This window comes from Cytobacillus sp. FSL R5-0377, from assembly GCF_038004385.1.
In the GTDB taxonomy this organism is placed as follows: Bacteria; Bacillota; Bacilli; order Bacillales; family Cytobacillaceae; genus Cytobacillus.
This window is the reverse complement of the sequence record NZ_JBBORA010000001.1, coordinates 1,441,811-1,454,774: the sequence shown is the minus strand read 5'-3', so window position 1 is coordinate 1,454,774 and position 12,964 is coordinate 1,441,811. Positions and strand designations below refer to the sequence as shown.

General features: G+C 42.9%; 14 protein-coding genes. 9 read left to right on the top strand and 5 right to left on the bottom strand.

Features of this window, described 5'->3' with window-relative positions:
* Positions 1-33: 33 nt before the first annotated feature.
* Positions 34-882, bottom strand: coding sequence for a YitT family protein (locus tag NSQ49_RS07330; protein WP_159861929.1), 849 nt, complete (start codon positions 880-882; stop codon positions 34-36).
* Between the two features lie 229 nt (positions 883-1,111).
* Here NSQ49_RS07330 and NSQ49_RS07325 point away from each other — a divergent pair, with 229 nt between their 5' ends.
* The 3 genes from NSQ49_RS07325 (at position 1,112) to NSQ49_RS07315 (ending at position 1,987) form a co-directional block, all read left to right on the top strand.
* Positions 1,112-1,297: a histidine kinase gene (locus NSQ49_RS07325; protein WP_159861928.1), complete on the top strand. Its 186-nt coding sequence runs from the start codon at positions 1,112-1,114 to the stop codon at positions 1,295-1,297.
* Between the two features lie 81 nt (positions 1,298-1,378).
* Positions 1,379-1,573 (top strand): hypothetical protein, encoded by a 195-nt coding sequence (locus NSQ49_RS07320; RefSeq protein WP_201306443.1) that lies wholly within the window; start codon positions 1,379-1,381, stop codon positions 1,571-1,573.
* Positions 1,574-1,777: 204 nt separating this feature from the next.
* Positions 1,778-1,987, top strand: a complete 210-nt coding sequence (locus tag NSQ49_RS07315) for a hypothetical protein (protein ID WP_251283190.1) — start codon at positions 1,778-1,780, stop codon at positions 1,985-1,987.
* Between the two features lie 149 nt (positions 1,988-2,136).
* Here the strand turns inward: NSQ49_RS07315 and NSQ49_RS07310 are convergent, their stop codons facing one another.
* From NSQ49_RS07310 to NSQ49_RS07295, 4 genes are all read right to left on the bottom strand, one after another.
* A complete protein-coding gene (locus NSQ49_RS07310) occupies positions 2,137-2,469 on the bottom strand; it encodes a hypothetical protein (RefSeq protein ID WP_341070607.1) in 333 nt (110 codons plus the stop codon).
* A gap of 628 nt (positions 2,470-3,097) precedes the next feature.
* Positions 3,098-4,327: a PucR family transcriptional regulator gene (locus NSQ49_RS07305; protein WP_159861926.1), complete on the bottom strand. Its 1,230-nt coding sequence runs from the start codon at positions 4,325-4,327 to the stop codon at positions 3,098-3,100.
* Between the two features lie 121 nt (positions 4,328-4,448).
* Positions 4,449-5,912 carry a sodium/proline symporter PutP gene (gene putP / locus NSQ49_RS07300; RefSeq protein ID WP_159861925.1) on the bottom strand — a complete coding sequence of 488 codons (1,464 nt, stop codon included), beginning with the start codon at positions 5,910-5,912 and terminating at the stop codon, positions 4,449-4,451.
* A 144-nt stretch (positions 5,913-6,056) separates the two neighbouring features.
* Positions 6,057-6,974: a proline dehydrogenase family protein gene (locus NSQ49_RS07295; RefSeq protein WP_251283189.1), complete on the bottom strand. Its 918-nt coding sequence runs from the start codon at positions 6,972-6,974 to the stop codon at positions 6,057-6,059.
* Between the two features lie 262 nt (positions 6,975-7,236).
* Here NSQ49_RS07295 and NSQ49_RS07290 point away from each other — a divergent pair, with 262 nt between their 5' ends.
* From NSQ49_RS07290 to NSQ49_RS07265, 6 genes are all read left to right on the top strand, one after another.
* Positions 7,237-8,391, top strand: coding sequence for an ABC transporter substrate-binding protein (locus tag NSQ49_RS07290; RefSeq protein ID WP_251283188.1), 1,155 nt, complete (start codon positions 7,237-7,239; stop codon positions 8,389-8,391).
* Between the two features lie 80 nt (positions 8,392-8,471).
* The gene (locus NSQ49_RS07285) at positions 8,472-9,347 is read left to right on the top strand and encodes a branched-chain amino acid ABC transporter permease (protein ID WP_048011758.1); all 876 of its coding nucleotides are present in this window, start codon (positions 8,472-8,474) and stop codon (positions 9,345-9,347) included.
* A gap of 12 nt (positions 9,348-9,359) precedes the next feature.
* A complete protein-coding gene (locus NSQ49_RS07280; protein WP_159861922.1) occupies positions 9,360-10,337 on the top strand; it encodes a branched-chain amino acid ABC transporter permease in 978 nt (325 codons plus the stop codon).
* A complete protein-coding gene (locus NSQ49_RS07275) occupies positions 10,309-11,082 on the top strand; it encodes an ABC transporter ATP-binding protein (protein ID WP_095244463.1) in 774 nt (257 codons plus the stop codon). Before NSQ49_RS07280 ends, NSQ49_RS07275 begins: the two co-directional genes overlap by 29 nt.
* Positions 11,075-11,785 carry an ABC transporter ATP-binding protein gene (locus tag NSQ49_RS07270; protein WP_159861921.1) on the top strand — a complete coding sequence of 237 codons (711 nt, stop codon included), beginning with the start codon at positions 11,075-11,077 and terminating at the stop codon, positions 11,783-11,785. Before NSQ49_RS07275 ends, NSQ49_RS07270 begins: the two co-directional genes overlap by 8 nt.
* 105 nt (positions 11,786-11,890) lie before the next feature.
* On the top strand, positions 11,891-12,871 hold the full coding sequence (locus tag NSQ49_RS07265; protein WP_251283187.1) for a glycerophosphodiester phosphodiesterase family protein: 981 nt from the start codon (positions 11,891-11,893) through the stop codon (positions 12,869-12,871).
* The last annotated feature ends 93 nt before the right edge of the window (positions 12,872-12,964 follow it).

The window sequence follows — 12,964 nt, the reverse complement described above, 5'->3', positions numbered from 1 at the left end:
AAGCTTCATCCATGGCGGATGAAGCTTTTAATATTAAGCCAGCCGTTTAAAGTTTTGGCCGAGAATTTCATTCATTGTGTGAACAGTGATAAATGCTTTATTATCAACCTGAGTAATATAGCTTTTCAGCTTTGTAAAATCTTTTCTTCCCAGGATAGTCGTAATGACTTCTTTTTTATCTGAAGTGAAGGCACCGGTTGCCGTGTGAATGGTTGCGCCCTTTCCCAGTTCATGAACAATATAGGTTTTAATCTCATCACTGTGGTGGCTGATAATCACTATTTCTTTGTTTGAATTGAATTGCTGAAGTGCATAATCAATTACAAACCCATTAATAATGACTCCAAAAAATGCATACATCCCGACTTGCGGGCCGAAAAGCACGGCAGAAGACAGGGCAATGGCTAAATCAGCCAGAAGCACTCCTCTGCCAACTTCAATATTTAAATATTTATTAAATATCATAGCGATGATATCTGTACCGCCAGTGGAGGCCTGCTGGTTAAACACAATAGCCATGCCGGTTGCGGCGATGCATTGCCCAATAATCAGCTGAATAAGCAAGTCATCGCTTAGCGGCTGAGCCATCGGGGCGAACCTCTCAAGCGCCCATACATAAAAGGACAAAGCAAAGCTTGCATAAATGGTTTTTGCCCCAAAACCAGACCCAAGAAATGCAAACCCAACTGCAAACAAAATTAAATTGACAAGAATCATGAAAGTACCGATCGAGAAATCCGGGAATAAATCATTCATGATAATCGACAATCCGCTGACCCCTCCAGTTGCTAAATTATTGGGGGATAAGAAAAAATGGACATTTATCGAAACCAGGAAAGCTCCCAGGTTGATCATTATAAAAGAAAACAGTTTTTGCCGCATCGCCGCAACCTCCTTTTTTATAGTGTGTTTTTTCGAGATCCGTAAAAAGTGGAACAACGGGATTATAAAGCCCATCGAGCCCCTTTGTAAAGGGAATGAGAGGAAAAAAATAAGGTTTAATAATTATGAAAATTGGAAGGGGTTGCACTAGGGGATGTTATTATCTATTTTTGTATAATTCTTTTATAATAGATATGATTAGCACGTGCACGAAAGGATGTAAAAGATCTTGAAAAATAGAATGATTATTGTTACTCCCATTATGATACTGGTAGCCGGAGCTGCCATGTGGATGCTGAATAAGGATTATCAGCAGATAGACCTGATGATCCGTTTGTTGATAGCAGTCGGTGCAGCACTATTATCAGGGGTTATCTCCTATTTTTTATTCAAGCCGGAAAAAGAAGAACGATAAAATGCCTGTTCCCTGGAAAGGGGCAGGCATTTTTTTTGGAACTTTTACAATTGTACTGTGTATATAAGGTGAAGGGAGCTGATGAAAGTGAACCATGTTAAAGAATGCCCAAGATGTGAAGGAACAGATTTTGCAGAAGGCACCGACTTTATGGCAATCAAACCATTAAATAAAAAACTCTCCGCCGGATCGTTAAAAATCTATCGTTTTTGTTTAAGCTGCGGGGAGGTTGTTTCTATCAGAGTTGAAAATCCTGGGAAGTTTAGAAGCTGGTGATGGAAAAAGAGGTACGAAGCTGAACCAAACTAGTAATAAACAGTGTCAAGAGATTGGATAGATACCGATTATCCAATAGAACTAAAAATAAGCGGCGTCATAGCCCTTGATAGACTAGTGAACGCATGGGAATCGGTCGCCTAGAGCGCTACATGAAGCCGAAAAAAAGGAAGCGCAGGTAAAAACGGTCGCCATGGCTGCTTCATGAAGCCGAAAAAAGGAAGCGCAGAAGAAAACAGTCGTCATAATCGCTACATGAAGCCGAAAAAAAGGAAGCACAGAAGAAAACGGTCGCCATGGCCGGTTCATGAGGCCGAAAAAAAGGAAGCGCAGGTAAAAACGGTCGCCATAATCGCTTATAAAGCCGAAAAAAAGGGAGCGCAGAAGAAAACGGTCGCCATGACCGCTTCATGAAGCCGAAAAAAAGGAAGCGCAGGTAAAAACGGTCGCCATGGCTGCTTCATGAGGCCGAAAAAAAGGAAGCGCAGGTAAAAACGGTCGCCATAATCGCTTAATAAAGCCGAAAAAAGGAAGCGCAGAAGAAAACGGTCGCCATGACCGCTTCATGAAGCCGAAAAAAGGAGGTAAAAGCGGTCGCCAGGTAAAAAAAAGGAAGCGGTCGGTCGCCATAATCGCTTCATAAAGCCGAAAAAAGGGAGCGCAGAAAAAACGGTCGCCATAATCGCTTCATGAAGCCGAAAAAAGGAAGCGCAGGTAAAAACGGTCGCCATAATCGCTTCATAAAGCCGAAAAAAGGGAGCGGAGAAGAAAACGGTCGCCATAATCACTTCATGAAGCCGAAAAAAGGAAGCGAAAAAAGGAAGCGCAGGTAAAAACGGTCGCATAATCGCTTCATAAAGCCGAAAAAAGGGAGCGCAGAAGAAAACGGTCGCCATGACCGCTTCATGAGGCCGAAAAAAAGGGAGCGGAGAAGAAAACGGTCGCCATAATCACTTCATGAAGCCGAAAAAAAGGAGCGCAGGTAAAAACGGTCGCCATGACCGCTTCATGAAGCCGAAAAAAAGGAAGCGCAGGTAAAAGCGGTCGCCATAATCGCTTCATGAAGCCGAAAAAAAGGAAGCGCAGGTAAAAGCGGTCGCCATAATCACTTCATGAAGCCGAAAAAAAAGGAGCGCAGAAGAAAACAGTCGTCATAATCACTTCATGAAGCCGAAAAAAAAGGAGCGCAGAAGAAAACAGTCGTCATAATCGCTTCATGAAGCCGAAAAAAAGGAAGCGCAGGTAAAAACGGTCGCCATAATCACTTCATGAGGCCGAAAAAAAGGAGCGCAGGTAAAAACGGTCGCCATGACCGCTTCATAAAGCCGAAAAAAAGGAAGCGCAGAAGAAAACGGTCGCCATGACCGCTTCATGAAGCCGAAAAAAAGGGAGCACAGGTAAAAACGGTCGCCATAATCGCTACATGAAGCCGAAAAAGAGGAAACACAATAGAAGACGGTCACCAAGACCGCTCTAACAAAACATCCTATTGTAAATATCCCCTCGGCCAGCCGCCCCCATATTCTATTTCTTCCGCTTAAGCAGCTGTAAATCAATATAAAGCTGGCACCTTGTATTAAAGTCATCAAAATCAATGGATGTTAAATCAGTAATTTGTTTCATCCGGTATTTTAATGTATTGGTATGGATGAAAAGCTGTTCAGCTGTCGGCTTAAGGCGGCAGTTGTTCAATAAATATACTTCAAGTGTCTTTAGCAGGCTGGTTTGGCTCTCCAGGTCTTTTTTCTGCAGCTTCATCAGGTCTTCGTTTACATAATTAGTCTGGCTGTTATGCTGGGCGATCGGTTCCAGGTAACGGAATACCCAGAGCTTTTTATATTCATAAGGCAGTTCTTCAGGTGAGCCAATGAATTTGGCGGCTTTAATAACTTCCAGGGCCTCTCTATAGCTTTTGCGAAGTTTTAGGATGGAGGCATATTCTCCTCCAATTCCCGCATACACAGTCTGCTGTCTGAATTGGCTTAGAACCGTGTTGGTTAATTCGTGTGCGTCTTCTGAAAGGCTGCCGGGTGCAGGAGAGCTGCTGCCAATCATAACGATGATCTCATGCTGATTCGTAAAAATGTGAGAAGGATGGCTGAGAGCATTTGCGAACAGCCGAACAGTTTCAGATAATTCCGCAAACAGCTCTTCATCTCCCTGGACGACCGTAAATACATTAATGATAAAGGCCTCAGGGAGGATGATTTTAACATTAGCAGCCTCCCATTTTATCTGATCTTCCGTCTGATAGGTCCGGTCAATAATCTTTTGATAAAATTGATGCTTTTCTTCTTCTTTGCGAAGCTTTTTCAGGTTTTCCTGATATAGCAGCTTACCGATATGAAAAGAAACGTCATGCAGAAATTTCATATCGCTTTCTGACAGACAGCCATCCAACTCCTGAACCCAAATAAATCCAAGTATCTGATCTTTATATTTAGCGCTTACAACTGCTCGCTGGTTAAGACCGATTTCTTCCATTTTCTTAATTCTGAATGGTTCAGAAATAGTCTTTAATTGATCAACAATGCCTTCATCCATAAATTTCTCTAAAATAGGAATGGGCCATCTCTTCGAGAAAATAGTCTGCTGGTTTGCCAAATCAAAATGTTCTATATAATACGAGCTATAGGCCAGCAGCGAGAATTGCTCATCCTCGATGACAACTGGCTTCTTTAAAAAAGTGCTGACCATTTCTGTGATTTCATCAATATCAGTCAAACTAAGGATTTTCTCCAGCGGCTGGCTCATTAAGCTACCTCCTATTTATTGCTTTTCTTATTATAGTGAAAAACAGTGACAGGCACCACCCGAATTTTGTCGATAGAAAAAGGACCTGGCATTTTTCTAGCCAAGTCCTGATAAGCTTAGATTATTTTAAGGATTTTTCAAAGTCTGTAAATTGTTGTTCGATTTCTGCCGATGGTTTTGCAGTTAGCAGGCTGACCACTATGATAGCGATTAAGCTGGCAGCGAAGCCTGGAATCATCTCATAAAGGACATCAGATAATCCTGCTTGTGACCAAATGATGACAGTGCTGGCACCAACAATCATTCCGGCTAATGCTCCCCATCTTGTCATCCGCTTCCAATATAAGCTGAGAATGATAAGCGGTCCGAAAGCTGATCCAAAACCAGCCCATGCATACCCTACAAGGTCCAGAATCGTTTCATTTTTCTCCCATGAGATTATCAATGCAATAACAGAGACCAGCAATACAGATAATCTTCCAATTGTAACTAATTCTTTATCTGTCGCTGAGCGGCGGAAGAATGTTTTATATAAATCTTCCGTTAATGAACTTGATGTAACAAGCAGCTGCGATGAGATCGTACTCATGATAGCTGCAAGAATGGCCGAGATTAAAAAGCCGGTAATGATCGGGTGGAATAATACTTCACCAAGAAGAATGAAAATGGTTTCAGGGTCCTCTATTGAAATGCCTGTATTAGCCACATAGGCGATTCCGACAAAACCAGTCAGCATAGCTCCAATACTCGAGAAAATCATCCAGCCCATCCCAATTCGGGTAGCCTTCTTGATTTCCTTAACCGAACTGATAGCCATAAATCGGACGATAATATGAGGCTGTCCAAAATAGCCAAGACCCCATGCAAAAAGGGATACGATTCCTAATAGACTTGTCCCTTTAAAAATATCGAGGAAAGCTGGATTGATTGTTTTTGCAGTATCAATTGCCGGCCCAAATCCTCCTAGATGGAAAAGTGTTACAAGTGGTACCAGAATGAGGGCAATAAACATAATCAAACCTTGAACAAAGTCTGTCCAGCTAACTGCCAGAAACCCTCCAAAAAGTGTATACGCTACTACAACACCTGTAATGATCCATAAACCTGTGTGGTAATCCAGCCCAAAAGTACTTTGGAATAAGACGCCTCCTGATACCATGCCTGATGACACATAAAAGGTAAAGAAAATTAAGATAACTAATCCTGAAATCAGGCGCAGGATCTTAGAAGCATCCCCAAAACGGTTTTCTAAATAACCAGGTATAGTAATAGAATCATTAGCTACCTCAGTATACGTGCGAAGCCTAGGAGCAACATAAAGCCAGTTCGCCCATGCCCCAAGAGTTAAGCCGATTGCAATCCAGGAAGCGCTTAGGCCAGTGGCATACATGGCTCCCGGAAGGCCCATAAGCAGCCAGCCGCTCATATCGGATGCGCCAGCACTTAAAGCAGTTACCGCAGGACCCAATGTTCGTCCTCCGAGCATGTAGTCTGAAAGATTGGAAGTCCGTTTATAGGCAAAATAGCCAATCAAAAGCATCCCAATCATATACACGGTAATAGAAATAATTAATGCATAATCCATTTGTTAGCCTCCTTTTTACTGGTTTAACAAAGTATTTAGATAAAATAAGTGATGAGAAAGCAGCAGTTTGCTTTCTCAATACCTAGAAATCATGAATAGTTTATTTTAATTATAATAATATTTTAATATTTTGGAAGAAAAATATTATTTTTTGAAGATGCCCTTAAAAGCAAAAGCAATATTAGCGGGGCGTTCAGCAAGCCTTCTCATGAAATAGCCGTACCAGTCCATGCCGTATGGCACATAGACTCGCATCTTATAGCCTTCCTTTGCCAGCTCCAGCTGTGTTTTATTCCTCATGCCATAAAGCATTTGAAACTCAAAGCGATCGTTTGAAATGTTATGTTTCTTCGCTAATTTTTTTGTGTACTCGATGATCTGATCATCGTGCGAAGCTATTGCCGTATAGTTTCCGTTTAGGAGACTTTGTTCTATTAATTTCTTATAGTTTTCATCAACATCTGTCTTCTCTGGAAATGCATGCTCCGGAGCTTCTTTATAAGCACCTTTTACCATTCTTAAAAATGGCTGGTATTTCCCCAGATCCTCCAGGTCTTTTTCAGTCCGGTACAAGTAGGCCTGAAGAACGGTGCTTACACAGCTGTACTTTTCTTTAAACTGTTTAAACAAATCGATCGTTGCCTGGCAGCGCGGAACATCCTCCATATCGATGGTCACCATGATCTTATGCTTTTCGGCAGTATCAAGAATTCTGGTCATGTTTTTCACAACAAGGTCATGATCAATGTCAAGGCCAAGAGAAGTCATCTTTAGAGATACTTGTGAATCCAGTCCTTCTTTGCTGATCATTTCAATAGTTGAAATACATTCCTCTGTCCGTTCGTTTGCCACTTCTACGGAGTCAACAAACTCTCCCAAATGGTCCACTGTTACAGAAAGTCCTTGATTATTCAGGTCCCTGATAAAGCGGACGCTGCTCTTGAAATCAACCCCGCCAATTAATTTTCCTGCCGCAAAACTTCCGCCTTTGTTCTGGGCGATTTTGTTCAGTAAGCTATTTTTAGATAAATATAGGAAAAAGTCTCTTGTAATCGCTTCCATTTTCTTCGGCACCTCCAATGGTTATATCTTTAGATTAATCTTACAATTCTGTGACAAGGTACTACAATGTTCATAAAAAACAAAGATTCTATATTTCTATTGTTAACAGAGGACAATGAAAGGCTGCATTTTCCATATTCTGCTTCAATTTAGTATGTAAGAAAAGTTTCCATATTATTGTTTACAATGACAAGCTTTTGTATTTAAATAGTAATATAGTTTTGAATATTTATTTATTTCAGAAAAATGGGGGCTAGAGAAAATGAGAAAGCAGTTGAAGAAATTCGCACAATTTACAGCATTGTCCAGTTTGCTTGTCCTCTCAGCATGCGGCGGCAATCAGGCTGCAGGGGATGAAGATGGGGAAAGCAGCGGAGGTGTCGTTAAAGCGGATATAGGAGTTATTTCTTATATTAGCGGACCGGGAGCAGCGTATGGCGAAGCTATCACAAATGGCTTAAAGCTTGCACAGGAAGAAATCAATGGCAAGGGTGAAGTCAAGATAAACCTTGTAGTTGAGGATTCTGCCGGCAAGCAGGATCAGGCATTGACAGCAGCTCAAAAGCTTATGAATTCGGAGAATGTGACAGGCATTATCGGGCCTACCTTAAGTACTGAAATGAATGTAGTTGGACCTGAAGCCGATCTGAACGGAGTGCCGATCATGGGAACTTCAACAACGGCAGAAGGGATTCCGCAAATTGGGGATTATGTCTTCCGCAACTCGCTTCCTGAAGCATTGGCGATTCCGGCTGCAATAGATAAAGCCATTGAAAAATATGATGCTAAAAAAGTAGCAATTCTATATGGGAATGATGATGTTTTTACAAAATCGGGCTATGACACAATGAAAAAAGCAGCGGAAGAGAAGGGACTTGAAATCTTAACGACTGAAACGTTCCAAAAAGGCCAATCAGATTATAATGCTCAGCTGACAAAAATCAAAGGTTTAAAGCCCGACCTTATCCTGGCTTCAGCTCTGTACAATGAAGGGGCGGTCATCATGGATCAGGCCAGAAAAATGGGCATTGATGTTCCGTTTGTTGGTGGAAACGGATTCAATTCTCCTGAGGTCATCAATATTGCAGGGGATGCAGCAAATGGCCTGATTGTGGCAACTCCATGGTATGGCGAAAAAGAAGATGATAAGGTCAAGGAATTTGTAAGCAAATATGAAAAGGAATATGGCAAAAAACCGGATCAGTTTGCAGCACAGGCGTATGATGCTCTGTACATAATGGCTGAGGCATTGAAGAATGCCGGTGAAGCTGACCGTGATGCCCTGCGTGATGCCCTGGCTGAGGTGAAAGGATTTAACGGAATTCTTGGAGAGTTCTCTTTCGATGAAGAAGGAGATGTCGTAATGGATCCGACTGTCCTGGTTATTGAAGGCGGAGCATTTAAGGAATTTAATTAATAAGCAGCAAAAGTGAAGCTCTGGCGCCTTCAGTGCCAGAGCTTACTTTTAAGAAAATTACTAGTAAGCAGGTGAATGCCGTGTTAATCGAACAATTAATAAACGGAATTACCCTTGGCAGCATTTATGCCATCGTTGCACTGGGGTTTACATTGGTTTTCGGGGTGCTTGGGATTATCAATATGGCACACGGAGAAATATTTATGTTCGGCGCCTTTATTGGTGTTGTTGTCACTTCTACATTTAAAGGGCCGCTTTGGCTGGCCTTTCTGGCAGCGATAGCGGTAACGGCTGCTATGGGATATTTGCTTGAGCGATTTGCACTGAGGCCGCTTCGGAATAAACAGGGGGTATCCCATCTGGCTCCATTGATCAGTACCATTGGTGTATCGATCCTTCTGGAAAATCTGTCCCACCATATTTTTGGCCCGGGCAACCATCCTTTCCGTGCTTCTTTTGCGGAAATAAGCTTTCAGATCGGTTCGATAACTGTATATCTTGTGCAAATTGTCATCTTTGTTATATCTGTTCTTCTCATGTATGCCCTTTCTTTTTGGCTGGGCAAAACAAAAGCAGGAAAAGCCTTAAGAGCTACTGCTGAAAATCTGGAAACCGCAAGCCTCCTTGGTGTTGATGTGAAAAGAACCATTACCATGACGGTTATTATCGCATCGGCGATGGGCGGAATTGCCGGGATCTTAGTCGGGATGGCCTTTAACTCTGTAACGCCGCAGATGGGATTATCCATTGGGCTGAAAGGACTTGCCATCATCATTCTTGGCGGCATGGGGAATGTCAAGGGAGCGATGGCAGGGGGCCTTATCCTTGGTCTGGCCGAAACCTTTGTCGTTGTTTATGGCGATTCAGGATACAAGGATGCAATCGCTTTTGCAGCCATTATCATCATACTTCTCATCAGGCCGCAGGGATTGTTTGGCCAAAAAATTTCAGCATAAGAAGGTGAATTCATGCTTGCAGAATTAATAAATCCATATTATTTACAGGTAGCTTCTTTTATATTAATCAACATTATATTAGGAGTTAGTATTTATATTACTCTATCAACTGGACAGCTTTCCCTGGCCAATGCAGGATTTATGGGAATTGGTGCCTATACGTCTGCACTGCTGACGCTGAATTTTGACCTTCCTATTATTGTGGGAATACTGGCAGGCACTTTATTGGCGGGGTTATTCGGAATCCTCATCGGAATCCCGACATTAAGGCTTCAGGGGGTTTATCTGGCCATTGTTACCCTCGGGTTTGGAGAGGTTATCCGTGTTATTTTTGTAAACTGGGAGTCTATGACAAAGGGAGCTGTCGGTTTATCAGGCATACCGCATATGGGCCGAGAGCTATTGAATACGTTAAAAGACTTGGGCTTTGATCCGAAAATACTTGGGCTTCAAAATAACCAATTTGTATTTCTGGCAATCTTCCTTATTTTATTAGCGGTGACAATCAGCATCATCGCATTTTTCAGAAGGCAGAACCGCTCAAGAGTAGGACGGGCTTTCGCAGCGATTAAGCTGGATGAAAAAGCGGCTGAATCAATGGGCATCAACATCACGTATTATAAGGTATTGGCATTTGCGCAGGGGGCCCTGGTAGCGGGATTTGCAGGTGCACTGTTTGCACATGTTCTTGCGTACATAAGTCCTGCCGATTTTGCTTATCACCGTGCTGTTGAGATACTGATTTTCGCTGTTTTCGGGGGGAGCGAAGTAATCTGGGGACCGGTATTTGGAGCCCTCTTTTTAACTGTAATGCCGGAGGTGCTCCGGTTTATCAGCGAATACCGCTACATGATTTACGGTCTGATCATTATTATTATGATGGCAGTCAGACCGCAGGGATTAATTGATGTAAATATTTTAAACTGGGTCAAGCTTAAAACATCAAAGAGGAGGCAAAAGCATGGTGCTGCAAGTCAAAAAAGCATGTAAAAACTTTGGCGGGCTGAGTGCCCTTTCTGATGTCTCATTCTCGATTAAACAGGGAGAAATCTTTGGGCTTATTGGCCCGAATGGAGCCGGTAAGACCACGATGTTCAACCTGATTACATCCATGTTTACTCCTTCCTCAGGTGAGATCATCTTTAATGAGGACAATATCAATGGTTTAAAGCCGCATCTGATAACGAAAAAGGGCATTTGCCGAACATTCCAGAATATTCGCCTGTTTCCTCAGATGACAGCAGAGGAAAACGTGATGGTCGGGGAGCACTGCCGAAGCAAATCGGGTGTATTCAGCAGTGTATTCAGGACAAAAGCACAGCGTAAAGAAGAGGAGAATATCCGAAGCAGAGCGAATGAGCTATTAGAATTTGTGGGGCTGGGGGGATTTGCCGAAACTGTATCAGACAGCCTTGCATACGGTCAGCAAAGAAGGCTGGAAATTGCCCGTGCGCTGGCCAGCTCGCCTAAATTGCTGCTGCTCGACGAACCGGCAGCCGGTATGAATGAAACAGAAACCAGCGAATTATTTCAGCTTATCAAAAAGATTCAGGAACAGGGCATTACGGTCCTGCTGATTGAGCATGATATGCCGCTTGTCATGAAATTATGCGACCGTATTGCCGTCCTTAATTTCGGCAAGAAGATTGCTGAAGGCACACCTGCTGAAATCCAGAATAATCCTGATGTCATCGAAGCCTATCTTGGCAGCGAGGAGGAGGATATGTATGCTTAAGGTAAATGGGATTAACGCTTTTTACGGGAAAATCCAGGTTCTTAAAGACATCAGCCTTGAAGTGGAAGAGGGCAGTATCGTTACGATCCTGGGCGCAAATGGTGCAGGGAAGACAACGACCATGAAGACCATTTCCGGAATGCTTAAGCCCCAAGCTGGCAGCATTCAATTTCAGGGAGAGAATGTAACGGGGCTCAGGCCGGACCAGCTGCTTCGCAAAGGGATTGCCCTTGTGCCGGAGGGCCGCCAGATCCTTTCCGGAATGACAGTGCTTGAAAACCTGGAGATGGGGGCATACCACCGGAAGGACAATGAAGTTGACCAGGATATTAAGAAGGTAATGGAGCGTTTCCCTATTCTTGAAGAAAGGCAGAAGCAGCTTGGCGGAACATTATCCGGCGGACAGCAGCAAATGCTGGCCATTGCCAGGGCAATTCTCAGCAAGCCAAAGCTGCTGCTTCTGGACGAACCGTCAATGGGGCTGGCCCCGCTTATAGTAGCTGACATCTTTAAAATCATTAAAGAAATTAATGAAGCGGGGACCACTGTTCTATTGGTGGAGCAGAATGCAAGGCAGGCACTTAAAATATCCGATTATGGGTATGTCCTGGAAACAGGCAAAATGGTTGCTGAAGGAAGCTCACAGAAGCTTCTGAATGATCCGCGTATCATGGAAGCTTACCTGGGACGTAAATCAAGTTGACCCTAAAAGGCCGAATCCTTTGATTTGGCCTTTTATATTTCTGCATGGAGCATTGTGGTAAAATTAGTGAGAAAAGAATTATTTGTACAATATTTCGGAGGACACATGAAAAAGTTTATGAAGATCTTAAAACGGCTAATTATAGTTTTATTAGTTCTCGGCGTATTTATGTTTTTAAACAACACCTCTCTGCTTACAAAAGAAAAAAATGCTGAGCCGCTGCTTCTTGCACATAGAGGAATGGCACAGACCTTTCATATGGAAGGAATCACCGGGGAAACCTGTACCGCTGAACGAATTTACGAGCCTGAGCATTCTTTTCTTGAGAATACGATTCCATCCATGGATGCAGCTTTTGAAGAAGGTGCAGATATAGTCGAACTGGATATTCAGGTTACAAAGGATGGACAATTTGCGGTGTTCCATGACTGGGGGCTGGAATGCCGGACAAATGCAAAGGGCAATACAAGAGATTATACGATGGAAGAATTAAAAAAGCTTGATATCTGGTACGGCTATACAGCGGATCAAGGAAAAACCTATCCGTTTCGCGGTAAAGGGATCGGAATGATGCCAAGCCTGGATGAAGTCATGAAGGAATTTCCGGAAGGAGATCTCTTAATTCATATTAAAAGCAATGACCCAGAGGAAGGAGTCATGCTTGCTGAATACCTGTCCATGCTTCCACCAGACAGATTGGAGAAACTATCTGTATATGGAGGGGATAGGCCAATCGCCGCCCTGAAGGAAGAAATGCCCGAGATGCGGGTAATGTCAAAGGCAACATTAAAAGAGTGCCTTCTTCCATATATAGGAGCGGGATGGACAGGCTATATGCCAGAAGCCTGTAAAAACACACAGGTTCATATTCCAGAATCGTATACAAAACTATTGTGGGGATGGCCAAATAAGTTTCTGAACCGAATGGATGATGCAGGCACAAGAGTCATTGTGGTTGCAGGGGACGGCAGCTGGTCGGAAGGCTTTGACAGACCTGAAGATCTGGAGCGGCTGCCTGATGGTTATTCAGGAGGCATTTGGACAAATAGGATTGAGCTGATTGCCCCCATTTATAAAAAAGAATAGACGCCTGGTTTCTTCCAGGCGTTTTAATTTTTTTCGATGGAATTATTTAAAAATTTTGTAAAAAGGATTATGATAATGATAGGATTATTTAGT

Bases quoted from the DNA above. Each gene is read 5' to 3' on its own strand.
- NSQ49_RS07290 (WP_251283188.1), top strand. From the start codon at position 7,237: ATGAGAAAGCAGTTGAAGAAATTCGCACAATTTACAGCATTGTCCAGT.
- putP (WP_159861925.1), bottom strand. From the start codon at position 5,912: ATGGATTATGCATTAATTATTTCTATTACCGTGTATATGATTGGGATG.
- NSQ49_RS07265 (WP_251283187.1), top strand. From the start codon at position 11,891: ATGAAAAAGTTTATGAAGATCTTAAAACGGCTAATTATAGTTTTATTA.
- NSQ49_RS07330 (WP_159861929.1), bottom strand. From the start codon at position 882: ATGCGGCAAAAACTGTTTTCTTTTATAATGATCAACCTGGGAGCTTTC.
- NSQ49_RS07310 (WP_341070607.1), bottom strand. From the start codon at position 2,469: ATGGCGACCGTTTTCTTCTGCGCTCCCTTTTTTCGGCTTTATGAAGCG.
- NSQ49_RS07320 (WP_201306443.1), top strand. From the start codon at position 1,379: ATGAAAGTGAACCATGTTAAAGAATGCCCAAGATGTGAAGGAACAGAT.
- NSQ49_RS07295 (WP_251283189.1), bottom strand. From the start codon at position 6,974: ATGGAAGCGATTACAAGAGACTTTTTCCTATATTTATCTAAAAATAGC.
- NSQ49_RS07270 (WP_159861921.1), top strand. From the start codon at position 11,075: ATGCTTAAGGTAAATGGGATTAACGCTTTTTACGGGAAAATCCAGGTT.
- NSQ49_RS07305 (WP_159861926.1), bottom strand. From the start codon at position 4,327: ATGAGCCAGCCGCTGGAGAAAATCCTTAGTTTGACTGATATTGATGAA.
- NSQ49_RS07275 (WP_095244463.1), top strand. From the start codon at position 10,309: ATGGTGCTGCAAGTCAAAAAAGCATGTAAAAACTTTGGCGGGCTGAGT.
- NSQ49_RS07280 (WP_159861922.1), top strand. From the start codon at position 9,360: ATGCTTGCAGAATTAATAAATCCATATTATTTACAGGTAGCTTCTTTT.
- NSQ49_RS07315 (WP_251283190.1), top strand. From the start codon at position 1,778: ATGAAGCCGAAAAAAGGAAGCGCAGAAGAAAACAGTCGTCATAATCGC.